We start from the raw sequence: 25,517 nt of genomic DNA on the forward strand, positions 1-25,517 counted from the left end.
CGGGGTTCAAATTATTGCACCAAGCCGGCCGTGTCATTCAGACCGGCTTGACCGCCTGGTACTCGGCCAGGATCGACAGTGCCCGGGTTTCGATATGCCGGTGCACGCCAGTAAAGCCGGCTTGCTGCAGCGTGTCGATCACGCCGCTCGGCGGCACGCAGGCTTCGATCGTGTCCCAGTAGTAGCGCCACAGCTTGGCCGACTCGGCACTGCTGCCGATGAGGCGGGCCAGCACCGGCACCACGCCGCGCATATAGCCCTTGAGCAGGGCCTGGCTCCAGGCACGTTCCGGTTTGGTGATCTCGAGCAGGCACAGGCGGCCGCCGGGCTTGAGGACGCGATGGAATTCGCTGAAGGCGGCCGACAGGTCGCCGATATGACGCAGTGCATAGCCCATGCTGAGGAAATCAAAGCTGGCATCGGGGAAGGGAATGGCTTCTGCCCGCCCCTCGACGAGTTGGACCCCCGGCAGGTCTGCGCAGGCCATCATGCCGGCACTGGGATCGACACCAATCACCAGGGCGGGGTCGCCCACAAGCTTCACCGCTTCGCGCGCCACCAGGCCGGTGCCGACGCCGATGTCGACGACGCGCATACCCGGTTTTAATCCCGCGCGTTGCAGCGCCTGGTTGCGATACCAGGGGCCGCTGCCCAGGGCGAGCAGGCGGTCGATGCGGTCGTAGTCGGAGGCGGTGCTGTCGAACAGCTTGCCGACATAGCCGCGCCGCTCCTGTTCACTGGCGTAGTAGCTGGTGAGGGGCGGGTGCGGGGCGTGCACCGCTGGCACGGACGCGTCGGGGGGATTTTTCATGGGGTGTTTGACCGGAGAATGTTCAGGCGCCGCAGTAGCAGGAGGGGCAAGCGCAGCAGGAAACCCAGCATCAGACGCAGGTGCATCCAGCTGAGCAGGGTGTTGTCGCGCAGGTAGTTGAAGTGGGACACGCCCCCTTCGTCGGCGCGCAGGTACTTCACCGGCGCGGGCAGGTTGATCGGGCGCACGCCGCGCCAGCACAGGCGCACCACGGCCTCGGGGTCGAAGTCGAAGCGGCGCATCCAGCGCTGGCCGCGCATGACCTGGCGAAGCGGATCGATAGGGTACACGCGAAAGCCGTAGAGCGAATCGCCGATCCCCATCCACAGGGTTTCCAGGTTGGCCCAGCCGTTCGAGATCTTGCGCCCCTGCACCCGCAGCGCGGGCGCGTCGGCGTCGAACACCGGCTTGCCGAGAATCATTGCCCCGGGTGCCTGTTGCGAGGCGGCCATGAAGGCCGGGATGAGGTTGGCCGGGTGCTGGCCGTCGGAGTCCATCGTCAGCGCATGGGTGAAACCCTGCTGCGCGGCCAGTTCCAGGCCGTGCAGCACGGCGGCGCCCTTGCCGCCGTTTGCGGGCAGCAGCAGCACCTGAAGGTGCGGGTCGTTCGCCGCCATGTCCTTGAGGCCTGCGGCCGTGCCATCAGTGCTGCCGTCCACCACCACCCACACCGGCGCCCACTGGCCGCGGGCGGCGCGCACCGTTTCGTAGACCCGGGGCCCGGGGTTGTAGCTGGGGATCAGCACCAGGTGGCTGGCGGAAACCTTCGTGTCAGGCGACATCAGAGCCGGACCGCATGGGATTCGGCGCCTGCGGGGCGTCGGGCGGCAGGAAATGCGGTGCATCGCGCAGTTCCTCGATGAAGTAACGCTCGAGGTCCTCGGTAAAGGTTCCGGCTTTTTCCGGCGGCGCGAAGCGGCGGCCGAGGCGGACGCGATAGGTGATCGGCATCGGCGGGCGGCGGAACAGTGGCCAGCCCTTGCCGAGGTAGCCCGAGTCGGTCTCGATGAACACGGTCTGGATCGGCACGCGGGCGCGGCTGGCGATCAGCGCGGTGGTGCCCTTGCAGACGTTGACCGGCCAGCGGGTAGTGCGGGTGCCTTCGGGGAAGATCAACAACTGGCTGCCCCTTTTCAGCTCGGCCACGGCTTGCTTGATCATGCTTAGCTGCGCGTCGTTGCGGATGTAGCCGGCCAGGCGAGCGCCGGCGCCGAGAAAGGCGTTGTCGACGATGTCGACCTTCATGATGCAGGCCATGTTGGGCAGCCGCGAGATGACCATCAGGGCATCGAGCAGACAGGGGTGGTTGGGGGCGACGATCATCGGGCCTTCATCGTGCAGGGCATCGAGCGCGCTGAGATCGAAGCGGCAGGCCCCGATCAGGGACAGCGCGCCGAGATAGAGTCGAAAACCGAGGGTGTTGGCCCAGCGTCCGAGCGGGACGCCCCAACGCTTCGGCAGGATGTGGTAAAGCGGCACGGCGAGCAGCGTCCAGGTCAGCGATATTGCGCCGAGCAGACCGAGGCCGAACCACAGCGCCACATATTCATAGAGACGATGCAGCCAGCGCCGGGGCAGGCTGGGCGTCGATAGCAGGGTTGTGTTCACCCGACCACCTCGACGTGGGCGGACGATACACGGTGGATTCCGGCGAGTCTGATCAGGCGGAGGTGGAAAGGCATGGGCTGCTTCCGTTTGAACTGTCCGCCTGACAGGGGCTGATGGCATGTCCGCCCGAAGCCTCGATTTCGACCAGCAGGTCGGCGCGGCATACATCCGCCTGCAGGAAGAAAGCCAGCATCGACGCGCCGATGAACTGCGCCATTTCGCGCCGCACCGTGGCCATGTCTTCCGGATGACGGACATACACCTTGTAGGCCAGCGCATCGAGGCGGAAGCCGGCGCCCGGTGCCTGGCGGTTGGCCTCGGCGACGATGGCCGCGATGTTGTGCAGGCATTCCCGCGTCTGTGCCGCCACATCTCCGTGGTGCAGGGTCTGGTGGCCGACGATACTGGCGGTTCCGGAGATGAACAGCATGTCGCGTCCACCCAGCTTGACCCGGCTCGCGCGCGCGAAGGTCGGGCTGCGTGGACCGTACTGACTGGGGTAATGGTAGGCGCTGAGCTGGCGCGGATTCTCGACGCCGATCACGTCCGCCCGCGTCGCCAGGAAGGCAATGTGGAGCCCGCCGCCGGCCGTGCCCAGGGCGCAGGCGGCGGGCACCTTGCCGACGACCGAGCGGCCGTGGCCGAGGAAGGCATCCTGGCGGCCGATGTTGAACTGTCGATAGCGCTCCATGGCGTGGCTTTCCCGGTTGATTGCCGGGAAGTAGTTCCAGAAGCGCAGGACGGCGTGAAAGTCGTGCGCGTCAAGGAGCTCGAAAATGGCCTGGTAGGCAGTTTCCGTCACGGACTGCAGGGGCGTCCGCACATCCTGTAACGCTGCCACGGTGCTTTCGTCGAGGCTCAGGCATCCGAACAGCAGCGTGGCGCCCTGGCGATAGCGGATGGGACCCTGCTGGCCGGATACCAGCGGTTCCGGGCTGTGCCAGACCTCGCACAGCGCGGCTTCACCGGGTGGCCGCGGCATGTCCACGGACAGGAAGGGCAGGTCCGTCGTGTCGGGCAGGTAGGCCGGATGGGAAAAGCAGGCGCCCCCCAGCATGCTGCGCCGTGCGTCGCCGTCGAGTTGCGAAAGTCGAGCCGCGGGCAGGATGTCCAGCCGCAGCAAGGATTCCATCGTCGTCATCGGCACGCGACCTCGTCCGGGTCTTCGAGGTAGCGGATATCCAGCTTGCGCCGCTTCCATGCCAGGATCGTGCGCTTCAGGTTGGCGAGCGAAGTCAGGTAGTAGATTGTCTTGAACATCCACAGCGAACGCCAGATCGGCGTCTTGCCGAAGATGTCGCCGGCCAATACCGACAGCAAGGCCTCCTTGACCCGGAACACATTGCGCGGCGACATGAAGAGGTCGCGCATGGTGGGGTTGGTGACGCGGTAGATGAACCAGGAAAATTCCCTGGGGCCGTGTTTCATCATCTGGTCGAAGCGCTTGAGCGCCACTGCCGCCCGGCCCGGCTGACGCAGGCAGACGTCCACCGCATCGGCGCCGGCGAAGGCGCTGTTCATTGCAAGCATGACGCCGGACGAGAAGACCGGGTCGATGAAGGCGTAGGCGTCGCCCAGCAGCAGATAGTTGGCCCCGTGGCTGCGGTCGCAGCTATAGGAGAAATTGCCGGTGGCCTCCACTTCGGAGACCAGTTCGGCGTTTTCCAGCCGCGCCGCCAGGGCGGGGCACTGGGCGATGAGGTCGAGAAAAAATTCCTGCACCGGTTTCTTGCGTGTCTTCAGGAAACGGGGCCAGGTCACCGCGCCGACGCTGGTGGTGCCGTCGGCGAGCGGAATGAACCAGAACCAGCCCTGCTCGAACCAGAAGATGCTGATGTGGCCTTCCATTTTGCCAGGGTGTCGCTGGGCGCCCTTGAAATGGCCATAGAGCGCGGCGCTGTTGTGTTTGGGATTGCGTTGCTTGGCCTGGAAACGGTTGCCGAGGAAGGTGTCGCGGCCGGAGGCGTCGACAAGAAAACGGCATCGCCAGGTCTCGCTGCGGCCGTCGTCGTGGTGCGCCCGGACCAGGGCGCCGCCGTCGTCCGGCAGAAATTCCACCTCGCGCACGCGGCAGCCTTCGATGACGTCGGCGCCCTTGCGCGTGGCATTGCGGATCAGGATCTCGTCGAATTCGGAGCGGCGCACCTGATAGGCGCAAGGCATGGACTTGTCCCAGGCATCGGCGAATTCGAAATTCTGCCGGTGCTCGTGCCAGGGCGAGACGAATTCCGCCCCCCATTTCTGCATACCGATGGCCTCCACCTCGGCGCGCACGCCCAGCTTGTCGAACAGCGGCAGGTTGGCCGGCAGCAGGGATTCGCCGATGTGGAAGCGCGGGTGACGTGCCTTTTCCAGCAGGGTGACCTGATGCCCTTTTTCCGCCAGCAGGGCGGCGGCGGTCGAGCCGGCCGGGCCGCCGCCGATCACCAGCACGTCGCAGCGGTGTTCGGCAGGGCGGGACGGCGTGGAGACGTGCGACATGAGACTTTCCTTGGATGAGGGCATCACTGCGAAAGACGCTGTCCGCAAGAAGTGAAACCTGAGGCAATTTTACCCAAACAATCCCTATCGCTGGTGTCCTGGTTCCGGGAGGCCTGATTCGAGTGATGGCTTCCCGCGCTATCATGCGCAGGTTCTGGTTTGAGTTTTCCCTCTATGCTGGTGCTTGGCGTCGAATCCTCCTGCGATGAAACCGGTGTCGCGCTGTATGACAGCGCGCACGGCCTGTTGGCGCACGCCCTGTATTCGCAGATCGCGATGCACGCCGACTACGGCGGCGTGGTGCCCGAGCTCGCATCGCGCGACCATATCCGGCGGGTGCTGCCGTTGACCCGGCAGGTGCTGGCCGAGAGTGGCCGCACCCTCGCCGATCTCGGCGGCGTCGCGTACACGCAGGGCCCGGGGCTGGCCGGCGCCCTGCTGGTGGGGGCGGGGATGGCGCGCGCGCTGGCGTATGCGCTGGGGATCCCGGCGGTCGGCGTACACCATCTGGAAGGCCATTTGCTGTCGCCGCTGATTTCCGACACGCCGCCGGAATTTCCGTTCGTCGCGCTGCTGGTGTCGGGGGGGCACACCCAATTGATGCTGGTGTCGGGTGTCGGACGCTACACGCTGTTGGGCGAAACGCTCGACGACGCCGCCGGCGAGGCGTTCGACAAGACGGCCCAGCTGCTGGGGCTGGGCTATCCGGGTGGGCCGGCGCTGTCGAAGCTGGCGGCGACGGGCGACGCTGACCGCTTCAAGCTGCCGCGGCCGATGTTGAATTCCGGCGATTTCGATTTCAGCTTTTCCGGACTGAAGACGGCAGTGCTGACGCTGGTGAGGAAGCAGGGGCTGGCGCAGGCGGCGGACATCGCGGCCGCTTTCCAGGCCGCCGCGGTGGAGGTGCTGGTGAGCAAGAGCCTGGCGGCCTGCCAACACAGCGGTGCGACGCGGCTGGTGGTCGCCGGCGGCGTGGGCGCCAACGCGCAGTTGCGCGAGCGGCTCACGCGCGAAGCCGCCGCGCGCGGCATCGAGGTGTTCTACCCGCGGCTGGAATTCTGTACTGACAACGGCGCGATGATCGCCTACGCCGGCGCGCAGCGGCTGGCGCACGCAAACCGGGACCTGACGTTTGCGGTCAAGCCGCGCTGGGAACTGGCGACGCTCGACGCGGTGTAGCCGCGTCTAGTTTCTCCGCTCGAAGAAGGGGAAGGCCTCGCGCAGGCCCTGCAACCAGGCCTCGCTGCCGGTGAGGCGGGCGATCTGGTCGGGAAACAGCAGGAAGCCCACCAGCACCGCCATCAGGCACACCAGGATTACCGTGCCGAAAATGCTTTCCGGTCGTAGCGCGCCCCAGTAGCGACTGACCAGGAACAGCGTGTCCTTCCTGTGTTCCGACATCGACACCCAGCGACGCACCAGCCTGACCGCGAGGTAGGCCGCATAGCCGCCCATCAGCGAGGCGAACACGATGCGGAAAATGGCGAACACGTCGAGTCCGCCGCCGAGGTACTGGTGGTACAGCCAGGACACGAAGCCCAGCGACAGCGAAGCCAGGATCGCAATGGCGACGTTGATGAACAGGCGCCGCCGTTCGCGCGCCAGATCGCGCTGCCGTTCGATGAAGAAGCTGTCGATCTCGTGTTTGAAGTACTCGACCTTTTCCTGCACCAGCGATGAAATTTCCGCTTTGGCGTGGACGATGCGCGCGTCCATCACGGTGCTGAGTCTTTCCCCCGCGTAATCGACCATTTCGCGCACATCGTCCTTGGTGAACTGGCGCTGCGCGTGCAGCTCGTCGGAAATCTTGTCGAGTTTGCTGTCGATTTCCTGGCTGGCCTTCCAAATGACGTCCTTCAGCTCGGTGCCGGCCTGCGACACGCCGACTTTCACCACATCGGCCAGACGTTCTCCGGCGTGATCGATCGCCTCGCGCGAGACTTCGGCGAGGCTGTCCTTGGCGTTGCTGATGGTTTTGTCGAACAGGGCCATGTCAGGTCAATGGGTCAGGAGCGTGCGCCGATGCGGCCTTCTTCGCCGTTGACCAGCTTGATCAGGTTGTTCTTGTGACGATAGACCAGCAGCAGCGCAATCACCAGTACCGTGATGGCCGTGTTGCCCCAGCCCATCAGCAGCGCGGCATAGACCGGAGCGAGCACGGCGGTGGTCAGCGCGGCCAGCGAGGAAATGCGGAATACCCCGGCCATGAACAGCCAGGTGGCCATGCAGGCCAGGCCGAGCCAGGGATTGAGACCGACCAGAACGCCGAATGCGGTGGCCACGCCTTTGCCACCCTGGAAGCGGAAAAACACCGGAAACAGGTGGCCGATGAACACCGCCAGCGCGCACAGCAGCACGATGTCGTCGTCGAGGCCGAACTGCGGCGCCAGCATGCGCGCCAGCACCACCGCCACCCAGCCCTTCAGCGCGTCGCCCAGCAGCGTCAGCACGGCGGCCAGCTTGTGCCCGCTGCGCAGCACATTGGTGGCGCCGGGATTGCCCGAGCCGAAGCTGCGCGGGTCGGGCAGCCGCATGGCGCGGCTGACGATCACCGCAAACGACAGGGAGCCCAGCAGATAGGCAACGGCAATAAACAACAGCGTGGTCATAAGTCAGTAAAATGGCAGGTTTTGGATGAGTCCGTGGCGGACGTTCCGCGGACAATCAAGGCAATGGACATTCTATTTTTGCGGGACTTTCGTCTCGAACTGATTATCGGCATATACGAGTGGGAACGCAAAGTACCACAGCCGGTGCGGCTCGACCTCGAAATCGGCCTGCCTGACAGCAAGGCCGGGGGCACCGACGATGTGGCCGACACCATCGACTACGGCGCGGTGGCGATGCGGGTGAAGGATTACCTGCACAACGCGCCGCAGCCGATCACGCTGGTCGAATCGGTGGCCGAGCACGTGGCTGCCATCGTGCGCGACGAATTCGGCGCGCCGTGGGTGAAGGTGTCGGTGACCAAGTTTGCCATCGTGCCGGGCATCAAGGAGCTCGGCATCACCATCGAGCGCGGCACGCGTTTGTGAGTCTGGAGCAGCTGGCCGCCAGCAGCATTGCCGGCGCTGCCGTCATCCTGTTGGCGGCGTATGTCATCCGTGGCATCACCGGCTTTGGCTCGGGGCTGATTGCAGTGCCGCTGCTGGCCTTGTTTCTGCCGCTGAAATTCGTGGTGCCGCTGGTGCTGCTGCTGGATTTCACCGCGTCGATCGTGATCGGCGGCCTCAATTTCAAGCGCGTGAAATGGGACGAGGTCGGGATCCTGATTCCGTTTGGCATCGTCGGCGTGGTGCTGGGCACCAGTCTGCTGCTCAAGCTGCCGCCCGAGCCCATGCTGCTGACGCTGGCCGGCTTCGTCTTTCTGTTCGCGCTTCGCAGCATCTTCAACATTCACGGCGACAAGCCGATTTCGCGTGGCTGGGCGGTGCCGGCCTCGCTGGTCGGCGGCACCGTGGGCGGGCTGTTCGGTACCGGCGGGCCGCCGTATGTGATTTACTTGAGCCATCGCATCCGCGACAAGGGCGAATTGCGTGCGACGTTTTCGGCGACGTTCTTTATCGAAGGGATCACGCGCATCGCGAGCTTTCTGGTGGCCGGCCTGCTGCTGACCGGCCCGGTTTGGATCGCTTACTTTGCCGCGCTACCGTTGGTGCTGGGCGCGCTCTACCTGGGCGGGCGCGTGCATGTCGGCCTGACGCAGCAGCAGATGACGCGGCTGGTCGGCGTACTGTTGCTGGTGTCGGGTATATCGTTGCTGTTCAAGGCCATGAGCTATGAGTGAATGATCCATGAGTGAAGCGGATTCGCTGCATTTTCAATCGGTGTCGTTCACCGGCCTGGCGCCGGGCGCGCGTCTGATCGTGCTCGGCGCGGTGCATGGCAACGAAACCTGCGGTACCCGGGCGATCCGCCGCGTGATCGGCGAGATCGAGTCCGGCCAGCTGCGTATCGCCGCGGGCCACGTCACCTTCATTCCGGTCACCAATCCTTTGGCCTACGCGCGTCACCAGCGCATGGGCGACCGCAACCTCAACCGCAATCTGGTGCCGACCGACACCCCGGCCGAGTTCGAGGACCGCATCGCCAATTGGCTGTGCCCCTTGCTGGCGCAGCACGATGCACTGCTCGACCTGCACTCCTTTCATACCGCAGGCGATCCCTTTGTCATGCTGGGGCCGGAGAACAACCGCGGCACGCTGGAGCCGTTTGCACGCGCCGCCGAGGAAACCGCGCTGGCGCTCGTGCTCGGTGTGCATCGCTTCGTCGACGGCTGGCTCGACACCTATGCGGCCGGCGTGGCGCGCCGCCTCGCCGCGGGTGCGTCGTCGCGCGAGGCCGACGTGCATTACGGCGTGGGCACCACCGAATACATGCGCGCGCACGGCGGCATCGCGCTGACGCTGGAATGCGGCCAGCATGACGACCCGGCTGCACCCGAGGTGGCGTATCGCGCGATTCACCATGCTCTGGCGCATTTGCACCTGAGCGCCGAAGCCGCGCCGGCGCCGGTCGACCACACCGAGGCACTGCGCCTGTATCAGGTCGTCGACCGCGCTCACGCAGACGATGCCTTTGCGCGGCCGTGGTCCAGCTTCGATCCGGTGCGGGCAGGCGAAGTGATCGGCACGCGCCACGACGGCACGCCGGTACAGGCGGACCGCGATGGCCACATCGTGTTTCCCAATCCCAACGCGCTGCCGGGGCAGGAATGGTTTTACCTTGCCCGCCGCAGCACGCGGGTGTGAGGGCGGACGCGCTCGCGGCCAGATGAAGCAACCGTCAGACGGGATGTTCAAAGCCGATTCATTGTCAGTGGAGTGAAATCCGAACGCGCGCATGGGACAGGAAATCAACCGCACCCGCTTCTCCGAAGCCGACATCGACCAGTTTGCCGCCCGGCTGACGGAGGAAACGGCCGCGCTGCGGTCCTTTGCCCGAACCGGCGGCTTCACCGATACGCGCTATGTCGCCGGGTTCGAACTCGAAGCCTGGCTGCTCGACCACGCCGGCCGGCCCAGCTCGGTCAACGAGGCCTACCTGCGGGCGTTGAACGATCCCATGGTGGTGCCCGAGCTGTCGCGCTTCAACGTCGAACTGAATGCGCCGCCGCTGGATATGGGCGCGGGCGTGCTGGCCGCGATGGAGGAATCCCTGCTGCGTACCTGGGACAACTGCCAGCAGGTCGCGCACGGCATGGATACGGTGCTGGCGATGATCGGCATTCTGCCGACCATCCGCGACGAGGACCTGTGCCTCGCCAACATGTCGGCGATGAACCGTTTCGATGTGCTGAACGCGCAGGTGCTGCAGCAGCGCGACGGCGCCCCGATCCGCATCGACATCGAAGGCGCGGATCAACTCCATCTGAGCCGGCCCGACGTCATGCTGGAAGCGGCCACCACGTCGTTCCAGCTGCATCTGCAGGTGCCGTTCGAGCGCGCGGGCCGCTACTACAACGCCGCGCTGATCAGTTGCGCGCCGCTGCTGGCGGCAGCGGTCAATTCACCGCTGCTGTTCGGCCAGCGCCTTTGGCAGGAAACGCGCGTGCCGCTGTTCGAGCAGTCGGTGGAACTGGGCGGCTACAATGGCCTGGCCGAACCGACCGTGCGGCGCGTGACCTTCGGGCGCGACTATGTGGCGCACAGCCCGCTCGAACTGTTCGAGGAAAACCTCGAGCATTACCCGGTGCTGTTGCCGATGCCGCAGACCGAATCGCCGGCGCGCTTCCCGCATCTGCGCCTGCATAACGGTGCGATCTGGCGCTGGGTGCGTCCGCTGATCGGCTTCGACGCCGCCGGACAGGCCCATATCCGGCTGGAACAGCGGGTGCTGCCGAGCGGCCCCACGGTACTCGACATGGTGGCCAATGCGGCGCTGTATTTCGGCCTGGTGCACGCGCTGGCGCGGCAGCCGCAGGCCGCCGAATCCGAGCTGTCGTTTGCCGATGCGCGCGCCAACTTTTATGCGGCGGCCCGCCATGGGCTGCAGGCCGAGATGATCGGGCTGGATGGCCGGCGTACCCCCGTGCGTGGCTGGCTGCTCGAGACTGGACTGCCGCTGGCGCGCCGGGGGCTGGGCGATTTCGGCCTGCCGGAGGCCGAGATCGAGCATTATCTGGGCGTCGTCGAAGCGCGCGTGCGCAGTGGCCAGACCGGGTCGACCTGGCAGCTGCAACGGTTGGCGCAAGTGGGAGGCAAGCTGCACCGCATGATGGACGATTACCTCGACAATCAGCGCTCCGGCGCGCCGGTGCACCAGTGGAACCTGTAATGCTGACGCACTATGACGCCGTGCCTCCCGGCCTGCTGGAGTTGCCAGCATCGAGACTGGGCGAGGTGTTGCCGGGGCCGGCGCTGATCCACCTGCCCGGCCGGCGTAGCCCGCCGCTGTTCGTGTCGGTGCTGTTGCACGGCAACGAGGACACCGGCTGGCTGGCAGCGCAGTCGGTGCTGCAGAAATTTGCCGGGGCCGAGCTGCCGCGCGCGCTGTCGCTCTACATCGGCAATGTCGCCGCGGCCCGCTCGGGCGTGCGCCGGCTCGACGGCCAGCCCGACTACAACCGGGTGTGGCCCGGTAGCGAGGAGACGGATTCGCCCGAAGCAGCGATGATGCGGCAGGTGGTCGACGCGATGCGCACGCGCGGCGTGTTCGCCAGCCTCGACATTCACAACAACACCGGGCTGAATCCGCATTACGCCTGCGTCAACCGGCTGGAGCCGCATTTCCTGCATCTCGCCACGCTGTTTTCGCGCATCGTCGTCTACTTCATCCGGCCGCTCGGCGTGCAGTCGGGCGCGTTTGCCGAGTTGTGCCCGTCGGTCACGCTGGAATGTGGCAAGCCCGGCACCCCGGGCAGCGTCGAACATGCCGCCGCCTTCATGGAAGCCTGCCTGCACCTGTCCGAGTTTCCGGTCCACCCGGTGGCGCCGCACGACATCGATCTGTTTCACACCGTGGCCACGGTCAAGCTGCCGGACACGGTCAGCTTCGGCTTCGACGTGCCCGATGCCGACATCGACTTTGCGCCCGCGCTGGACCATTTCAATTTTCGCGAACTGACGCACCGCGATGTCTGGGGCCGGATCCGGCAGGGCAGCGCCGCCCGGCTGCAGGCGCTGAATGAACGCGGCGAGGACATCGGCGACCGCCTGTTCGAATACCGCGGGGGCGGGATCACCCTCGCGAAATCGCTGATGCCGGCCATGCTGACGCGCGACGAACGGGTGATCCGCCAGGACTGCCTGTGCTACCTGATGGAACGGATTGGGATGCCGGCCTGACTCAGCCCCGCGGGTGATGCTGCGCGTGCAGCTGCTTCATCCGCTCGCGCGCCACGTGGGTGTAGATCTGGGTGGTGGAAATGTCGCTGTGGCCGAGCAGCATCTGCACCACGCGCAGGTCGGCGCCATGGTTGAGCAGATGGGTGGCAAAGGCGTGGCGCAGCGTGTGCGGCGACAGCGGGCGGGTGATGCCGGCAGCCTGCGCGCGGCGCCTGATCAGGTACCAGAAGCCCTGCCGCGTCATGCCGCCGCCGCGCGCGGTTACGAACACCGCATCCGACAGGTTCTTTTCCATCAGCAGCGGGCGGGCGTTAGCCAGATAGCGCTTGACCCACTGCACCGCTTCCTCGCCCAGCGGCACCAGCCGGTCCTTGTTGCCCTTGCCGGTCACCCGCAGCACGCCGTCGTTGAGATTCACCGCGGTCAGCTTCAACCCCACCAGTTCGGACACCCGCAAACCGGTGGCGTACAGCATTTCCAGCATCGCGCGGTCACGCAGGCCCAGCGGGGTGTTGACGTCTGCGCTGTCGAGCAGGCGCTCGACGTCGGCCTCGGTCAGCGTCTTCGGCAGAGCGCGCGGCAGCTTGGGGCTGTCCAGATTCAGCGTGGGATCGGTGGCGATCAGGTTTTCGCGCAGCAGATAGCGGTAAAAGCGCTTCAGCGCCGACGTGTAGCGCGCCGCGCTGCGCGGCTGCGTGTGCTGGCTGAAGCGCCACGCGAGGTAGGCCTCGATGTCACCCGCCACGGTGGCGTCAAGGCCGTGCTGGCGTTCCTGTTCCAGCCAGGCGCCAAAGGTCGTCAGGTCGCGCCGGTACGCCGCCAGCGTCAGGTCCGCCAGCCCGTCTTCCAGCCACAGGTGGTCGCAGAACCGGTCAATCAGCGCGTTAATCGGTTTGGGCATGACGTTTGCTGCCTCTCCCGCTTGCGGGAGAGGGTTGGGGTGAGGGGGCGGGCGGCAAGCATGAGGCCGCCCCTTCATGCGCCAGCAGCCAGGTTTTCACGTCCAGCGGCGCGCCGCTGGAGGCATGCATGAACCCCCCCAGGCTGCTTGCACCCACCACCCGATGGCAGGGAATCAGGACCGGCAGGGGATTTGCGCCGCACGCCTGGCCTACCGCGCGCGCCGCGGTGCCGAGCTGTTTTGCCAGCGCGCCATAGGTGGTCGGCCGTCCGGCCGGAATTGCCATCAGTGCGCGCCACACCCGCAGCTGGAACGGTGTGCCCTGGGGCACAAAAAGCAGGTCGAAGGGGTGGGCGGGGTTGTGCCAATAGGCCTCGAGTTCGCGCGCCAGCTGGCGTGCCCGCCCATCCGGTCGGTGCGATACCGGGGTGTCGGCAGGCAGGAAGTCCAGCCGGGTCAGCGCGTCGCCGGTGAAGATCGCGCCGAGGCGGCAGGGCGGGGCGTCCAGGATGGCATCGTAGGTCGTCATGACGGCATTTTAGCGCCCGCCAGAAACAAAAACGCCCGCATGAAGCGGGCGTTTTTGCGGGCAGGAAGACTGCTTATTCGGCAGCCGCTGCCTTGGCCTTGCGGGCCGGCAGTTTTTCCTTGATGCGTGCAGACTTGCCGGAGCGCTCGCGCAGGTAGTACAGCTTGGCGCGGCGGACGTCGCCGCGTCGCTTGACTTCGACGCTGGCGACCAGCGGCGAGTAGGTCTGGAAGGTACGCTCGACGCCTTCGCCGGCCGAGATCTTGCGCACGGTGAAAGCGGAGTTGAGGCCGCGGTTGCGCTTGGCGATGACGACGCCTTCGTAGGCCTGCAGACGCTCGCGGTTGCCTTCCTTCACTTTCACCTGGACGACGATGGTGTCGCCGGGGGCGAAGTCGGGGAGGGTTTTGCCCAGGCGGGCGATTTCTTCCTGTTCGAGTTGCTCGATGATGTTCATGATGTTTCCTTGCTTCTGGCGGGAGAGGTATACCCAAAAGGGTGGACGTCACGCCGTTTCATATTGGCCCCGGGGTTGGTTTGAACCCCAGCGCCGCTCAATTCCAACTTGCCTGACAAGGCAAGCCGGTCAATCCTTTTGTTGCCGCGCCTGATCCAGCAGGTCGGGCCGCAGTGCGGCAGTCAGCCGCACACTTTCTTCGTGCCGCCATTTGGCAATCGCCGCATGGTTGCCGCCTTTCAACACCTCCGGCACCGCCATGCCCTGCCAGACTTCGGGCCGGGTGTAGTGCGGGCAGTCGAGCAGCCCGTGGCTGAACGAGTCCTGCACCGCCGATTCGGCGTCGTTCAGCGCCCCCGGAAGCTGCCGGATGAGCGCATCCATCAGCGCCAGCGCCGGCAGTTCACCGCCCGACAGCACGAAGTCGCCGAGCGAGATTTCCTCGTCGACGCGGCGTTGCAACAGCCGCTCGTCGATCCCTTCGTAGCGTCCACACAGCAGCACTAGCGCGGACATTTGCTTCAGTTCCATCACCCGCTGCTGCGTCAGCGGGCGGCCGCGGGGGGAAAAATGCACCACCCAGGGCGTCAGGTTTTCGCTTGCCAGATCCTGCTGCACCGCGTTCAGCGCGCGATCCAGCGGCTCGGCCAGCATCAACATGCCGGGACCGCCGCCGTAGGGCCGGTCGTCCACCGTGCGATGCGGATCGTCGGTGAAATCGCGCGGATTCCACGACTTGAACCGGTACAGTCCGCGATCCAGCGCCCGCCGGCTGATGCCGTAATCCAGTACGGCATCGAACATCTCGGGGAACAGCGTGATCGCATCGAACCGCACACGCCCTCCCTTAAAAATCTTCGCCCCAGTCCACCTCGATCGTTCCACCTGCCAGATCCACCTGGCCGACGAAGGGCGCGATGAACGGAATCAGGTGCTCGCGCGCGCCTTTGACCACCAGCAAGTCGTTCGTGCCGCTTTCCATCAGGCTGTCGACCGTGCCCAGCTCGACCCCTTCGCGGTTGACGACCCTGAGGCCGATCAGGTCCGACCAGTAGTACTCGTTGTCCTGCGGCGGCGGCAAGGCGCTTTTCGCCACCGAAACTTCCTGTCCGCGCAACGCATAGGCCGCGTCGCGGTCGTCGATGCCGGCCAGTTTGGCGACCAGGGCCTTGCTGTGCTCCTGAGCGTCTTCGACGCTGTAGTGCGTGTGCTGCTCGCCCCGTCCAACGCGCCAGGATTCGAAATCCAGCAGCGTGCCCGGGTCTTCGCTGAAAGGCTGGACCTTGACCCAGCCCTTGATGCCGAACGGGGCGGCGATGCGCCCCATCACCACCCAGTCGTCAGACTGACTCACACAGCAGCGGCAGCGGGCGGGTTCTTCTTGACCAGGCGGGCGACGGTGTCGGACAGCTGCGCGCCGTTGCTCACCCAGTAGCCGATGCGCTCCTGATCCAGGCGCAGGGCTTCGGAACCTTCGGATGCCACCGGATTGTAGAAACCGACGCGCTCGATGAAGCGGCCATCACGGCGGCAGCGCGAATCGGCCACCACCACGTTGTAGAAGGGGCGGTTTTTGGCGCCGCCGCGCGAAAGACGAATAACGACCATGATTTAACCCACCGGGTAAACGGAGAAAACCGGGAATTATACCCATAATTGCCCCGTTTGCCAGCGGTTCGGGTCAGCGCATCCCCGGCAGCATGCCTTTCATGCCGCGCATCATCTTGGACAGGCCGCCCTTGCCCATCATTTTCATCATCTTCTGCGCCTGCTCGAACTGCTTCAGGAGCTTGTTGATTTCCTGCACCTGCACCCCGGCGCCGGCGGCGATGCGGCGCTTGCGGCTGGCCTTGATGATCTCGGGCTTGCGGCGCTCCAGCGGGGTCATGCTGTTGATGATGCCTTCCAGCCGGTTGACCGCCTTGTCGTCGGCACCCGCCGGCATGGCCATCTGGCCGGCGCCGGGGAGCTTGTCCATCAGCGCCGAGAGGCCGCCCATTTTCTTCATCTGCTGGATTTGCGCCTTGAAGTCCTCGAGGTCGAAGTCCTTGCCTTTCTTGACCTTGTCGGCCAGTTTCTTGGCTTCGGCCAGGTCGACCGAACCCTGCGCCTGCTCGATCAGCGAGAGCACGTCGCCCATGCCGAGGATGCGCTGCGCCATGCGTTCGGGATGGAAGGCCTCCAGCCCGGTGGGTTTTTCGCCGACACCGATGAACTTGAGCGGCTTGCCGGTGATGTGGCGCACCGACAGCGCCGCACCGCCGCGGGCATCGCCGTCAAGCTTGGTCAGCACGATGCCGGTGAGCGGCAGCGCCTCGTTGAAGGCGCGGGCCACGTTGATCGCGTCCTGGCCCTGCATGGCGTCGACCACGAACAGCGTTTCGATGGGCTGGACCGCGGCGTGCAGCGCCTTGATCTCGTTCATCATCGCCTCGTCAATCGCCAGGCGGCCCGCGGTGTCGACGATCAGCACGTCGTAGAACTGCTTGCGCGCATGGTCCTGCGCGGCCCGTGCGATGTTCAGCGGATCGCGCTCGTCGCCCGCCTCGAAAAAGCTGACGTCGAGCTGGGTGGCGAGTTGCCGCAACTGGTCGATGGCGGCGGGCCGGTAGCCGTCGGCCGACGCGAGCCGGACTTTTTTCTTGCGGTTTTTCAGCAACAGCGCGAGCTTGCCGCTGGTGGTGGTCTTGCCCGAGCCCTGCAGGCCGGCCATCAGGATCGTCGCGGGCGGGGTGGCGGCGAGATTGAGGTCGGCGTTTTCGCCGCCCATCAGGCGGGTGAGTTCTTCGTGGACGATGCCGATCAGCGCCTGGCCCGGCGACAGACTGGTGAGCACTTCCTGACCCAGCGCACGCGCTTTGACGGCTTCGATGAAGTCCTTGACCACCGGTAGCGCGACGTCGGCTTCGAGCAGCGCCAGACGCACCTGGCGCAGCGTGTCCTGCACGTTGGCTTCGGTGATGCGCGCCTGGCCGCGCAAGTTTTTGACGACGCCGGCGAGGCGTCCGCTGAGATTATCTAACATGGCTTCCTTGTTGCCGCTGGGGACGGCATGGATAATGAGGCTCGCTGAATTCTGATTTGCATTTTAACGAATGTCTCCGCTATTGCTGGTTACTTTGTGTGTGAGCGCGCTCTATGGGTGGGTGGCCTGGCGCCTGCAGCGCATGCCGACGGCCGTGTCGGTGCGTGTCCTGCTGCCTGTGGCGCTGCTGGCGCACGGGGTGCTGATCTATCAGTCGGTGCTAGGGCAGGGGGATATCCGGCTGGGTTTCGGCAGTTCGCTGTCGACGATCCTGTGGCTGACCGCGCTGACCTACTGGCTGTCTAGCCACGGTGCGCCGCTGGCGCGCCTGCAGTCCTGGGTCAGCGGGCTGGCGGCGGTGTCGGTGCTGACCATGGCGCTTTTCACCGAGACCCACGCGATTCCCAATTCACAAGTCCTGGCCTTGCGCACGCACCTGGTGGTGTCGTTTCTCGCCTACGGCCTGCTGGCGGTGGCAGCACTGCACGCGGTGATGATGACGCTGCTGGAGCGGCAACTGCACCGCGGCGGCCAACTGGGCGGCGGCGCGCCGCCGTTGCTGACGCTGGAGGCCATGTTGTTCAGGACCATTGGCGTCGGCTTTGCGCTGCTGACGCTGGCGGTGTTCAGCGGGGTGTTTTTCTCCGATGTCGTGTTCGGCACGCCGCTGCAGTTCACCCACAAGGTCGTGCTGGCCATCCTGTCCTGGCTGGTGTTCGGCGGCCTGCTGGTGGGGCGGCACTTTCGCGGCTGGCGCGGACGCACCGCGCTGGTCTGGACGATTACCGGTTTTACCTTGCTGCTGCTGGCCTATCTGGGCACCCAGTTCGTGCTCGAAGTGCTGCTGGGACGCTGACGTGTCCGCCTGCCGACTCGATTGAGTCGCCCCTTTCAGGAATAGCCCTTGGAAAACCTGTCTATCAATACCCTATTCGGCCTGCTCGCGGGCCTGCTGTTTCTGTCGGCCTGCTTTTCGGCGTCCGAAACCGCCATGATGGCGATCAACCGCTACCGGCTGCGCCATGCTGCGGAAACGGGCCATCGCGGCGCGATGCTGACGCAGTCGCTGCTGAACCGGACCGACAAGCTGCTGGGCGTGATTTTGCTCGGCAACAACCTGGTCAACATCGCGGCGGCGACGCTGGCGACGATCATTTCGATCCGCCTGTTCGGCGATTCCGATCTCGCACTGTCGCTGGCGACCCTGCTACTGACCTTTCTGATTCTGGTGTTCAGCGAGGTCACGCCCAAGGTGCTCGGGGCATCCTATCCCGAGCGCATCGCCTACCCGGCGGCGTATGTGCTGACGCCGATGCTCAAACTGGCGTATCCGGTGATCTGGTTCGTCAATCTGTTCGTTCAGGGCATCCTGCGATTATTGCGGATCAAGCCACCTGAGCCTGGGCATGGCAGTCGTCTGGGGCTGGAGGAGTTGCGCACCATCGTGCTGGAATCGTCCGGCGTGTTTCCCCGCGAACATCACCGGATTCTAGTGAAGTTGCTGGAACTTGAAGACATCAGCGTTGACGACGTGATGACGCCGCGCAGCCAGATCGAGGCGATCGATATCGAGGACGACCCCGAGCGGCTGCGCCAGCAGATTTCGACCAGTCACCACACCCGGCTGGTGGTGCAGCAGGGCTCGGTAGACACTCTGCTCGGCGTGTTGCATGTGCGCCGCGTGCTGCATGCATTGACGGGCGAGGAGCTCGACCCCGACACGCTGAAGGAAAACCTGGAAACACCCTATTTCGTCCCGGCGGGCACGCCGCTGTTCACCCAGTTGCGCAATTTCCAGAGCAGCCGGCGGCGGCTGGCGCTGGTGGTCGACGAGTACGGCGAGCTGCAGGGCCTGGTGACGCTCGAAGACCTGCTGGAAGAAATGGTTGGCGAATTCACCACCCAGGCACCGTCCGACACCGGCTATCTACGGCGCGATGAGGACGGTAGCTGGCTGGCCGAGGGCAGCGTGCTGCTGCGCCACCTGAACCGCAAGCTGGGCCTGTCGCTGCCACTGGACGGACCGAAGACGCTGAACGGCCTGCTGCTGGAGCAGTTCGAAGACATTCCCGAGGCCGGCGTGAGCCTCAAACTGGGCGATGTGCCGGTGGAAATCGTGCAGACGCAGGACCGCGCAGTCCGGATGGCGCGCATCTATCTGCCGGCAGAGCAGGCGGCGGCACCTGAAAACGCCTCAATTTAGTCGAAATATCGCCGTTAAGGCCTGTGATTCCCCTACGCCGGTTGCAGCCGGCGATGTGTAAACCCTCATCCAAGTGGAGTTGCCTGGACCGAATTTATGGCTGCTGTGACACATAACACGACGTTAACCGGACTGGCGCGTGCCATGGTCAACCATGGCTGGCTGTCCGAAGCGGATGCCGAAGGCGTGGGGCAGCGCGCGGCCCAGTCGGGCGAGTCGTTCGTGACGGAACTGGTCAAGGGCAAACGCTTCAAGGCCGACCAGGTTGCGGAATTCGCAGCCACCTCGTTCGGGTTCCCCTATCTGGACCTGGGGGCCATGGACGCAGAAAGCCTGCCGCAGGGCGTGCTCGACCCGAAGCTGGTGCAAAAGCGCCGCGTGATCGCCTTGTATCAGCGCGGCAACAAGCTCTACGTGGCGACGTCCGACCCCACCCATCTGCAGGCACTGGACGAAGTGAAGTTCCAGACCGGCCAGGCGGTGGAACCGATCGTGGTGGAAGACGACAAGCTCGGCAAGCTGATCCAGAAAGTCGGCGAGGCAGACGACAACACGATGGCGGTGTTGAATGCCGAAGACCTCAATCTGGATTTTGCCGACGAGGAAAGTGCCGCCGCGCAGCAGGATACCGGCGGCATCGAAATCGACGATGCGCCGGTGGTGCGCTACCTGCAGAAGATTATGCTGGACGCCATCAACCAGGGCGCCTCCGACATCCATTTCGAACCTTACGAGAAGTACTACCGCATACGCTATCGGCGTGATGGCGTGCTGTCCGAAGTGGCGCAGCCGCCGATGGCGATCAAGGACAAGGTCGCGTCGCGCATCAAGGTGCTGTCGCGGCTGGACATTTCGGAGAAGCGCGTGCCGCAGGACGGCCGCATGAAAATGGTGCTGTCGAAGAACCGCGCCATCGATTTCCGGGTCAGCACCCTGCCCACCCTGTATGGCGAAAAGATCGTCATGCGTATTCTCGATCCCACCAGCGCGCAGCTGGGGATCGAAGCGCTGGGCTACGAGCCGTGGCAGAAGGAACTGCTGCTGAACGCGGTGCACCGGCCCTACGGCATGGTGCTGGTGACCGGCCCGACCGGTTCCGGCAAGACGGTGTCGCTCTACACCTGCCTGAACATCCTCAACAAGCCCGACGTCAATATCTCGACCGCGGAAGACCCGGCGGAAATCCAGCTGCCCGGCGTCAACCAGGTCAACGTCAACGACAAGGCGGGCCTCACTTTTTCGGCCGCGCTGAAATCCTTCCTGCGGCAGGACCCGGACGTCATCATGGTCGGCGAAATCCGCGATCTGGAAACCGCCGACATCGCGATCAAGGCCGCGCAGACCGGCCATATGGTGATGTCCACGCTGCATACCAACGATGCGCCCGGCACGCTGACGCGCTTGCTCAACATGGGGGTGGCGCCGTTCAACGTCGCCTCGTCGGTGATCCTGATTACCGCCCAGCGTCTGGCACGGCGTCTGTGTTCGTGCAAACAGCCGACCGATCTTCCGCAAGAGGCGCTGCTGGCAGCGGGTTTTAGCGAAGACCAGCTGGACGGCAGCTGGAAACCCTACAAGCCGGTGGGCTGCGATATCTGCGGCGGCACCGGCTACAAGGGGCGGGTGGGCATCTATCAGGTGATGCCGATTACCGACGCCATGACCCGCATTATCCTCAAGGGGGGCAACGAATCCGATATCGCCGATCAGGCGCGGCGTGAGGGTGTGCGCGATCTGCGTCAGGCGGGTTTGTTGAAAGTGAAAGCTGGCATGACCTCGCTGGAAGAGGTCGAGGCCGTGACCAACATATAAAGGATTTTCCTTATGGCAACAGCGGCAAGGGCAGTCAAGGACGCCACCTTCCAGTGGGAAGGCATGGACAAGCGCGGCAAGAAGGTCAAGGGCCAGATGCAGGCCGGCGGCGAAGCGGTGGTCAACTCCCTGCTGCGCAAGCAGGGCATTACCGTCACCAAGGTCAAGAAGCAGAGCGCGCTGTTCAGTAGCGGCAAGAAAATCACCGACAAGGATGTCACCCTGTTCACCCGGCAACTGGCGACCATGATGAAAGCCGGCGTGCCCTTGCTGCAATCGTTCGAAATCGTCGCGCGCGGGCATTCCAATCCCTCAATGCAGCGCTTATTGCTGGAAATCAAGTCGGACATCGAAAAAGGCAGCAGCCTCACCCAGTCCTTCGGGCGCCATCCGCTGTATTTCGACGCATTGTTCTGCAACCTGGTGGGGGCGGGCGAGGCCGCCGGTATTCTGGAAGGCGTGCTCGATCGCCTGGCGGTATACAAGGAAAAAATCCTCGCCATCAAGAGCAAGATCAAGGCAGCGCTGTTCTATCCGATCTCCATCATCGTGGTGGCGTTTGTGATCACCGCGATCATCATGATTTTCGTGATTCCGGCATTCAAGGATCTGTTCAGCAGCTTCGGCGCCGACCTGCCGGGGCCGACCCTGGTGGTGATGGCGATTTCGGATTTCTTCGTCCAATGGTGGTGGGCGATCTTCGGTGTGATCGGCGGCGGCATTTATGCACTGCTGCAGGCCTGGAAGCGCTCACGCAAGGTACAGATGTTCATGGATCGCGTCATGCTCAAGTTGCCGATTTTTGGCGCGGTGATCGAAAAAGCCACCATCGCGCGCTGGACTCGCACCCTGGCCACGATGTTCGCCGCCGGCGTGCCGCTGGTCGAGGCACTTGACTCGGTGGGCGGCGCCTCGGGCAATCAGGTGTTCGTCGAGGCCACGCATAAAATCCGCAACGAGGTGTCGACCGGCACCGCGCTGACGGTGGCGATGCAGAATTCCGGGCGTTTCCCCAATATGGTGCTGCAGATGGCGGCCATCGGCGAGGAGTCCGGCTCGCTCGACTCCATGCTGGGCAAAGTCGCCGACTTCTACGAGGCCGAAGTGGATGACGCGGTGGCAGCGCTGTCCAGCCTGATGGAGCCGCTTATCATGGTGGTGCTGGGCACGCTGATCGGCGGCATGGTCATCGCGATGTACCTGCCGATCTTTAAGATGGGTTCGGTCGTCTGATGGAACTGCTGCAAGCCGAACCAGCCCTCTTCACCGGGCTGGTTTTTTTATTCGGGCTGCTGATCGGCAGTTTCTTGAATGTCGTCATTCATCGCTTGCCTAGGATGATGGAAGCAGACTGGCATGCGCAGTGCGCCGATCTGCGCGGCGAGACGATGTCGGATGCCCCGCGCTACAACCTGTGGGTGCCGCGCTCGGCCTGCACCCAATGCGGTCATCAGATTACCGCGCTGGAAAACATCCCGATTTTGTCCTGGCTGTGGCTGCGCGGACGCTGCTCGACCTGCGGCACGTCGATCAGCGCGCGCTACCCGTTGGTGGAACTACTCACAGCGCTGCTGTCCGCAGCGGTGGCGTGGAAATGGGGTCTGAGCGTGCAGACACTTGGCGCGCTACTGCTGGTGTGGACGCTGATCGCGTTGGCCTTCATCGATCTCGACACCACGCTGCTGCCCGACAGTCTCACGCTGCCGCTGCTGTGGCTGGGCCTGCTGTTCAACCTGAATGGCCATTTCGCCAGCCTGCCCGATGCGGTCATCGGTGCCATCGCCGGCTATGGCGTGTTGTGGTCGGTGTACTGGGTGTTCAAGCTGGTGACCGGCAAGGACGGCATGGGCTTTGGCGACTTCAAGCTGCTGGCGGCCATCGGAGCCTGGCTCGGCTGGCAGATGTTGCCCGTCACCCTGCTGCTGTCGTCGGTGGTCGGCGCGACGATCGGTATCGCGATGATCGTGCTGGTCAAACATGACCGGCGCGTGCCGATTCCATTCGGCCCCTACCTGGCGGGCGGCGGGCTGGTGGCGCTGTTCTTCGGCGCCGACCTGACGCAGGCCTATCTCGGTCAGTTCTGATGTTTACGGTCGGCCTCACCGGCGGCATCGGCTCGGGCAAGTCCACCGTGGCTGACCTATTTGCCGAGCAGGGCGTGCCGGTGATCGATACCGACGTCATTGCACGCGAACTCACCGCACCGGACAGCGAAGTGCTGATCACCATACAAGACGCATTTGGCGATGCGGTCATGCGCGAGGATGGCAGCCTGGATCGTGCCCAGCTGCGCCGTCGCGTGTTTGCCGATCCCGCGGCGCGGCATATGCTCGAGGCCATCCTGCATCCGCGCATCCGGCAGGCGGTGGTGCAGGCGCTGGCCGGACTGCATGCGCCTTATGCGCTCATCGTGATTCCCCTGCTGGTCGAAACAGGCGCCTATGCGGAGATCCTCCACCGCGTGCTGGTGGTCGATTGTTCCGAGGACATGCAGATCACGCGGGTTATGGCGCGTAACGACCTCAGCCGTGCGGAGGTGAAGGACATCCTGGCAGCGCAGGCGGGACGCGCCGTGCGGCTGGCGGCGGCCGACGACGTGATCGAGAATACCGGCCCCCCCGAGGGATTGCGCGACCGCGTGCATGCGCTCCACACGCAGTACATGATGCAGGCCGCCGCCGCTTCGCCTTGATTTTCCGCGCGGATCAGCGACAATCCTCCAATTGAAGCCAACGCGTTGCGGCGTGATCCACTACGAATATCCCCTCAGCGAACGCATCCGCACTCTGTTGCGGCTGGAAGACATGTTCGATCGATTCGACGCCTATGCCGCATCGACCGATCATCACGCGCATCACGCGGCCCTGCTGACCCTGTTCGAAATCGCGGAAGTGGCGGCGCGCGCCGACCTCAAATCCGACCTGCTGCAGGAACTTGACCGACAAAAATCGGTGCTGGCCGCGCTGCGCGGCAATCCGCATGTGCAGGGCGACACGCTGGAACAGGTGCTGGCGGCGATCGAATCGGCGCATCACGGTATGTATCAGTTGCCGGGAAAAGTTGGCCAGCATCTGCGCGACGATGACTGGCTGATGACCGTCAAGCAGCGCTCGGCCATCCCGGGCGGCATGTGCGAGTTCGATCTGCCGTCCTATCATTACTGGCGCCATCAGCCAGCCGACGTTCGGGGGCACCAGCTGCAGCGCTGGCTGGCGCCATTCTCCTCGATCCGCTCCGCGGTCGGCATCGTGCTCGGCCTGCTGCGCGACAGCGGCCATCCTGAATCGCAGCATGCCAAGAATGGCAGCTATCAGCGCATGCTGGAGTCGCGCAATCCGCAGCTGATTCGGGTCAGCCTGGCCGACGAACTGCCGTGCGTGCCGGAAATTTCCGGCAACAAATACATGCTTAACATCCGCTTCGTGCATGCCGGATCGGGCGCAGCGCGTACCTGCACCGCCGAGCCGCTGGATTTCGACCTGACGTTCTGCACGCTGTGAAACCGGCTGCCGCACCGCCGCTCGTCAACTGCCCGGTCTGCAATACCGCGGTGCCCTGGACGACGGAAAACCGCTGGCGGCCGTTTTGCAGCGAGCGCTGCAAGCTGATCGACCTTGGCCAATGGGCCACCGAAAAATACCGGGTGCCGGCCGAGGAGCAGGAACCCGAAGAAGAGTCCCCGCCGAAGCAATAATTACTTCGTGTACGTCTTGACGCCGGCTGCGGTCCCCAGCAGCAGGACATCTGCGCCGCGCCGCGCGAACAGGCCGTTTGTCACCACGCCGACGATATGATTGATTGCGGTTTCGAGCGACACCGGATCAACGATGGACAGGCCGTGCACGTCGAGGATGAGGTTGCCGTTGTCGGTGGTGAAACCCTCTCTCAGGCGCGGCTGCCCGCCCAGTTTCACCAGTTCGCGAGCGACGTACGAGCGCGCCATCGGAATGACTTCGACCGGCAGCGGAAACGCGCCCAGCACGCCGACCCGCTTGCTTTCGTCAGCGATGCAGATGAACTGCTTGCTGCAGGCCGCGACGATTTTCTCGCGGGTCAACGCGCCGCCGCCGCCTTTAACCATGGCGAAGTGCTCGGTGATTTCGTCGGCGCCGTCGACATAGATTTCCAGTTCGCCCACGCTGTTCAGATCCAGCACCTGGATGCCGTGGCTTTTCAGGCGGGCTGCGGTCGCTTCCGAGCTGGCCACCGCACCGTCGATGCGGCCCTTGACCTCGGCCAGCGCGTCGATGAAATAATTCGCGGTCGAGCCGGTGCCGACCCCGATAATGCCGCCGCGGGCATACTCCACCGCGGCACGTGCCACGGCTTGCTTCATTTCGTCTTGAGTCATGATGTTTTCGTCGATTTGGATTCAGCCGGCTAAGATAGCGGCATCGCCCCTTT

The 25,517-nt window shown here is 64.6% G+C and carries 29 protein-coding genes; 14 read left to right on the top strand and 15 right to left on the bottom strand.

The features are described 5' to 3' along the window. Positions 1-37 precede the first annotated feature (37 nt). Genes Q8R61_RS12340 through Q8R61_RS12360 form a run of 5 tightly spaced genes read right to left on the bottom strand, consistent with a single transcriptional unit; the run spans position 38 to position 4,900 of the window. Positions 38-811, bottom strand: a complete 774-nt coding sequence (locus tag Q8R61_RS12340) for a class I SAM-dependent methyltransferase (RefSeq protein WP_305537664.1) — start codon at positions 809-811, stop codon at positions 38-40. Beyond that, positions 808-1,593 carry a glycosyltransferase family 2 protein gene (locus Q8R61_RS12345; protein ID WP_305537665.1) on the bottom strand — a complete coding sequence of 262 codons (786 nt, stop codon included), beginning with the start codon at positions 1,591-1,593 and terminating at the stop codon, positions 808-810. The genes Q8R61_RS12340 and Q8R61_RS12345 overlap by 4 nt, the downstream gene beginning before the upstream one ends. Beyond that, complete coding sequence (locus Q8R61_RS12350; RefSeq protein ID WP_305537666.1) at positions 1,583-2,419, bottom strand: 1-acyl-sn-glycerol-3-phosphate acyltransferase; 837 nt, start codon at positions 2,417-2,419, stop codon at positions 1,583-1,585. The genes Q8R61_RS12345 and Q8R61_RS12350 overlap by 11 nt, the downstream gene beginning before the upstream one ends. A 52-nt stretch (positions 2,420-2,471) precedes the next feature. After that, entirely contained in the window at positions 2,472-3,560 is a 1,089-nt protein-coding gene (locus tag Q8R61_RS12355) for a Rid family hydrolase (protein ID WP_305537749.1), read from the bottom strand. Further along, complete coding sequence (locus tag Q8R61_RS12360; protein WP_305537667.1) at positions 3,557-4,900, bottom strand: NAD(P)/FAD-dependent oxidoreductase; 1,344 nt, start codon at positions 4,898-4,900, stop codon at positions 3,557-3,559. Before Q8R61_RS12360 ends, Q8R61_RS12355 begins: the two co-directional genes overlap by 4 nt. Positions 4,901-5,074: 174 nt before the next feature. On the opposite strand from Q8R61_RS12360, the gene tsaD reads away from it, so the two are divergent. Beyond that, positions 5,075-6,079, top strand: coding sequence for a tRNA (adenosine(37)-N6)-threonylcarbamoyltransferase complex transferase subunit TsaD (gene tsaD / locus Q8R61_RS12365; protein ID WP_305537751.1), 1,005 nt, complete (start codon positions 5,075-5,077; stop codon positions 6,077-6,079). A 6-nt stretch (positions 6,080-6,085) separates the two neighbouring features. Here the strand turns inward: tsaD and Q8R61_RS12370 are convergent, their stop codons facing one another. Together Q8R61_RS12370 and plsY are read right to left on the bottom strand one after the other, a co-directional pair. Next, positions 6,086-6,892, bottom strand: coding sequence for a hypothetical protein (locus Q8R61_RS12370; RefSeq protein ID WP_305537668.1), 807 nt, complete (start codon positions 6,890-6,892; stop codon positions 6,086-6,088). Positions 6,893-6,906: 14 nt separating this feature from the next. Continuing rightward, positions 6,907-7,509, bottom strand: coding sequence for a glycerol-3-phosphate 1-O-acyltransferase PlsY (gene plsY / locus Q8R61_RS12375; RefSeq protein ID WP_305537669.1), 603 nt, complete (start codon positions 7,507-7,509; stop codon positions 6,907-6,909). Positions 7,510-7,572: 63 nt separating this feature from the next. Here plsY and Q8R61_RS12380 point away from each other — a divergent pair, with 63 nt between their 5' ends. From Q8R61_RS12380 to Q8R61_RS12400, 5 genes are all read left to right on the top strand, one after another. Then, complete coding sequence (locus Q8R61_RS12380; RefSeq protein ID WP_305537670.1) at positions 7,573-7,935, top strand: dihydroneopterin aldolase; 363 nt, start codon at positions 7,573-7,575, stop codon at positions 7,933-7,935. Next, entirely contained in the window at positions 7,932-8,687 is a 756-nt protein-coding gene (locus Q8R61_RS12385; protein ID WP_305537671.1) for a sulfite exporter TauE/SafE family protein, read from the top strand. Before Q8R61_RS12380 ends, Q8R61_RS12385 begins: the two co-directional genes overlap by 4 nt. 7 nt (positions 8,688-8,694) lie before the next feature. Further along, on the top strand, positions 8,695-9,651 hold the full coding sequence (locus Q8R61_RS12390; RefSeq protein WP_305537672.1) for a succinylglutamate desuccinylase/aspartoacylase family protein: 957 nt from the start codon (positions 8,695-8,697) through the stop codon (positions 9,649-9,651). 91 nt (positions 9,652-9,742) lie between these two features. Continuing rightward, positions 9,743-11,176: a glutamate--cysteine ligase gene (locus tag Q8R61_RS12395; protein ID WP_305537674.1), complete on the top strand. Its 1,434-nt coding sequence runs from the start codon at positions 9,743-9,745 to the stop codon at positions 11,174-11,176. Further along, on the top strand, positions 11,176-12,186 hold the full coding sequence (locus tag Q8R61_RS12400) for a M14 family metallopeptidase (RefSeq protein ID WP_305537676.1): 1,011 nt from the start codon (positions 11,176-11,178) through the stop codon (positions 12,184-12,186). Before Q8R61_RS12395 ends, Q8R61_RS12400 begins: the two co-directional genes overlap by 1 nt. A 1-nt stretch (position 12,187) precedes the next feature. Here the strand turns inward: Q8R61_RS12400 and xerD are convergent, their stop codons facing one another. The 7 genes from xerD to ffh form a co-directional block, all read right to left on the bottom strand. Beyond that, positions 12,188-13,087 (bottom strand): site-specific tyrosine recombinase XerD, encoded by a 900-nt coding sequence (xerD, locus tag Q8R61_RS12405; RefSeq protein ID WP_305537678.1) that lies wholly within the window; start codon positions 13,085-13,087, stop codon positions 12,188-12,190. Further along, complete coding sequence (locus Q8R61_RS12410) at positions 13,071-13,616, bottom strand: methylated-DNA--[protein]-cysteine S-methyltransferase (protein ID WP_305537680.1); 546 nt, start codon at positions 13,614-13,616, stop codon at positions 13,071-13,073. The genes xerD and Q8R61_RS12410 overlap by 17 nt, the downstream gene beginning before the upstream one ends. Positions 13,617-13,689: 73 nt before the next feature. Continuing rightward, positions 13,690-14,073, bottom strand: coding sequence for a 50S ribosomal protein L19 (gene rplS / locus Q8R61_RS12415; protein WP_305537682.1), 384 nt, complete (start codon positions 14,071-14,073; stop codon positions 13,690-13,692). A 129-nt stretch (positions 14,074-14,202) separates the two neighbouring features. Next, positions 14,203-14,910 carry a tRNA (guanosine(37)-N1)-methyltransferase TrmD gene (trmD, locus tag Q8R61_RS12420; RefSeq protein WP_305537683.1) on the bottom strand — a complete coding sequence of 236 codons (708 nt, stop codon included), beginning with the start codon at positions 14,908-14,910 and terminating at the stop codon, positions 14,203-14,205. A 10-nt stretch (positions 14,911-14,920) separates the two neighbouring features. After that, positions 14,921-15,427, bottom strand: a complete 507-nt coding sequence (gene rimM, locus Q8R61_RS12425) for a ribosome maturation factor RimM (RefSeq protein WP_371133620.1) — start codon at positions 15,425-15,427, stop codon at positions 14,921-14,923. Continuing rightward, positions 15,424-15,681, bottom strand: coding sequence for a 30S ribosomal protein S16 (gene rpsP, locus Q8R61_RS12430; protein ID WP_305537685.1), 258 nt, complete (start codon positions 15,679-15,681; stop codon positions 15,424-15,426). Before rpsP ends, rimM begins: the two co-directional genes overlap by 4 nt. A gap of 73 nt (positions 15,682-15,754) precedes the next feature. Beyond that, the gene (gene ffh, locus Q8R61_RS12435; protein ID WP_305537687.1) at positions 15,755-17,098 is read right to left on the bottom strand and encodes a signal recognition particle protein; all 1,344 of its coding nucleotides are present in this window, start codon (positions 17,096-17,098) and stop codon (positions 15,755-15,757) included. Between the two features lie 100 nt (positions 17,099-17,198). Between ffh and Q8R61_RS12440 the strand changes: the two genes are divergently transcribed. From Q8R61_RS12440 to Q8R61_RS12475, 8 genes are all read left to right on the top strand, one after another. Then, positions 17,199-17,954, top strand: coding sequence for an inner membrane protein YpjD (locus Q8R61_RS12440; protein WP_305537689.1), 756 nt, complete (start codon positions 17,199-17,201; stop codon positions 17,952-17,954). Positions 17,955-18,002: 48 nt separating this feature from the next. After that, on the top strand, positions 18,003-19,301 hold the full coding sequence (locus Q8R61_RS12445; RefSeq protein WP_305537691.1) for an HlyC/CorC family transporter: 1,299 nt from the start codon (positions 18,003-18,005) through the stop codon (positions 19,299-19,301). 96 nt (positions 19,302-19,397) lie between these two features. After that, the gene (pilB, locus tag Q8R61_RS12450; protein WP_305537693.1) at positions 19,398-21,113 is read left to right on the top strand and encodes a type IV-A pilus assembly ATPase PilB; all 1,716 of its coding nucleotides are present in this window, start codon (positions 19,398-19,400) and stop codon (positions 21,111-21,113) included. A gap of 12 nt (positions 21,114-21,125) precedes the next feature. Further along, positions 21,126-22,346, top strand: coding sequence for a type II secretion system F family protein (locus Q8R61_RS12455; RefSeq protein ID WP_305537695.1), 1,221 nt, complete (start codon positions 21,126-21,128; stop codon positions 22,344-22,346). After that, positions 22,346-23,197: an A24 family peptidase gene (locus Q8R61_RS12460; protein WP_305537697.1), complete on the top strand. Its 852-nt coding sequence runs from the start codon at positions 22,346-22,348 to the stop codon at positions 23,195-23,197. The genes Q8R61_RS12455 and Q8R61_RS12460 overlap by 1 nt, the downstream gene beginning before the upstream one ends. Next, positions 23,197-23,805: a dephospho-CoA kinase gene (coaE, locus tag Q8R61_RS12465; RefSeq protein ID WP_305537699.1), complete on the top strand. Its 609-nt coding sequence runs from the start codon at positions 23,197-23,199 to the stop codon at positions 23,803-23,805. Before Q8R61_RS12460 ends, coaE begins: the two co-directional genes overlap by 1 nt. 52 nt (positions 23,806-23,857) lie before the next feature. Then, positions 23,858-24,613, top strand: coding sequence for a cell division protein ZapD (gene zapD, locus Q8R61_RS12470; protein WP_305537701.1), 756 nt, complete (start codon positions 23,858-23,860; stop codon positions 24,611-24,613). Beyond that, positions 24,610-24,807, top strand: coding sequence for a DNA gyrase inhibitor YacG (locus Q8R61_RS12475; RefSeq protein WP_305537703.1), 198 nt, complete (start codon positions 24,610-24,612; stop codon positions 24,805-24,807). Before zapD ends, Q8R61_RS12475 begins: the two co-directional genes overlap by 4 nt. Here Q8R61_RS12475 and rpiA read toward each other — a convergent pair whose 3' ends face one another. After that, on the bottom strand, positions 24,808-25,464 hold the full coding sequence (gene rpiA, locus Q8R61_RS12480; RefSeq protein ID WP_305537705.1) for a ribose-5-phosphate isomerase RpiA: 657 nt from the start codon (positions 25,462-25,464) through the stop codon (positions 24,808-24,810). Positions 25,465-25,517 lie beyond the last annotated feature (53 nt).

This window comes from Thiobacillus sp. (assembly GCF_030696885.1).
GTDB lineage: Bacteria > Pseudomonadota > Gammaproteobacteria > Burkholderiales > Thiobacillaceae > Thiobacillus.

What these genes read in the sequence shown, in the direction of transcription:
- Q8R61_RS12395 (WP_305537674.1), top strand. Translation starts at nt 9,743, where the DNA reads ATGGGACAGGAAATCAACCGCACCCGCTTCTCCGAAGCCGACATCGAC.
- Q8R61_RS12455 (WP_305537695.1), top strand. Translation starts at nt 21,126, where the DNA reads ATGGCAACAGCGGCAAGGGCAGTCAAGGACGCCACCTTCCAGTGGGAA.
- coaE (WP_305537699.1), top strand. Translation starts at nt 23,197, where the DNA reads ATGTTTACGGTCGGCCTCACCGGCGGCATCGGCTCGGGCAAGTCCACC.
- Q8R61_RS12345 (WP_305537665.1), bottom strand. Translation starts at nt 1,593, where the DNA reads ATGTCGCCTGACACGAAGGTTTCCGCCAGCCACCTGGTGCTGATCCCC.
- xerD (WP_305537678.1), bottom strand. Translation starts at nt 13,087, where the DNA reads ATGCCCAAACCGATTAACGCGCTGATTGACCGGTTCTGCGACCACCTG.
- rpiA (WP_305537705.1), bottom strand. Translation starts at nt 25,464, where the DNA reads ATGACTCAAGACGAAATGAAGCAAGCCGTGGCACGTGCCGCGGTGGAG.
- rplS (WP_305537682.1), bottom strand. Translation starts at nt 14,073, where the DNA reads ATGAACATCATCGAGCAACTCGAACAGGAAGAAATCGCCCGCCTGGGC.
- plsY (WP_305537669.1), bottom strand. Translation starts at nt 7,509, where the DNA reads ATGACCACGCTGTTGTTTATTGCCGTTGCCTATCTGCTGGGCTCCCTG.
- Q8R61_RS12460 (WP_305537697.1), top strand. Translation starts at nt 22,346, where the DNA reads ATGGAACTGCTGCAAGCCGAACCAGCCCTCTTCACCGGGCTGGTTTTT.
- pilB (WP_305537693.1), top strand. Translation starts at nt 19,398, where the DNA reads ATGGCTGCTGTGACACATAACACGACGTTAACCGGACTGGCGCGTGCC.
- ffh (WP_305537687.1), bottom strand. Translation starts at nt 17,098, where the DNA reads ATGTTAGATAATCTCAGCGGACGCCTCGCCGGCGTCGTCAAAAACTTG.
- Q8R61_RS12360 (WP_305537667.1), bottom strand. Translation starts at nt 4,900, where the DNA reads ATGTCGCACGTCTCCACGCCGTCCCGCCCTGCCGAACACCGCTGCGAC.
- Q8R61_RS12380 (WP_305537670.1), top strand. Translation starts at nt 7,573, where the DNA reads ATGGACATTCTATTTTTGCGGGACTTTCGTCTCGAACTGATTATCGGC.
- Q8R61_RS12355 (WP_305537749.1), bottom strand. Translation starts at nt 3,560, where the DNA reads ATGACGACGATGGAATCCTTGCTGCGGCTGGACATCCTGCCCGCGGCT.
- Q8R61_RS12370 (WP_305537668.1), bottom strand. Translation starts at nt 6,892, where the DNA reads ATGGCCCTGTTCGACAAAACCATCAGCAACGCCAAGGACAGCCTCGCC.
- Q8R61_RS12400 (WP_305537676.1), top strand. Translation starts at nt 11,176, where the DNA reads ATGCTGACGCACTATGACGCCGTGCCTCCCGGCCTGCTGGAGTTGCCA.
- tsaD (WP_305537751.1), top strand. Translation starts at nt 5,075, where the DNA reads ATGCTGGTGCTTGGCGTCGAATCCTCCTGCGATGAAACCGGTGTCGCG.
- Q8R61_RS12410 (WP_305537680.1), bottom strand. Translation starts at nt 13,616, where the DNA reads ATGACGACCTACGATGCCATCCTGGACGCCCCGCCCTGCCGCCTCGGC.
- rpsP (WP_305537685.1), bottom strand. Translation starts at nt 15,681, where the DNA reads ATGGTCGTTATTCGTCTTTCGCGCGGCGGCGCCAAAAACCGCCCCTTC.
- Q8R61_RS12390 (WP_305537672.1), top strand. Translation starts at nt 8,695, where the DNA reads ATGAGTGAAGCGGATTCGCTGCATTTTCAATCGGTGTCGTTCACCGGC.
- Q8R61_RS12340 (WP_305537664.1), bottom strand. Translation starts at nt 811, where the DNA reads ATGAAAAATCCCCCCGACGCGTCCGTGCCAGCGGTGCACGCCCCGCAC.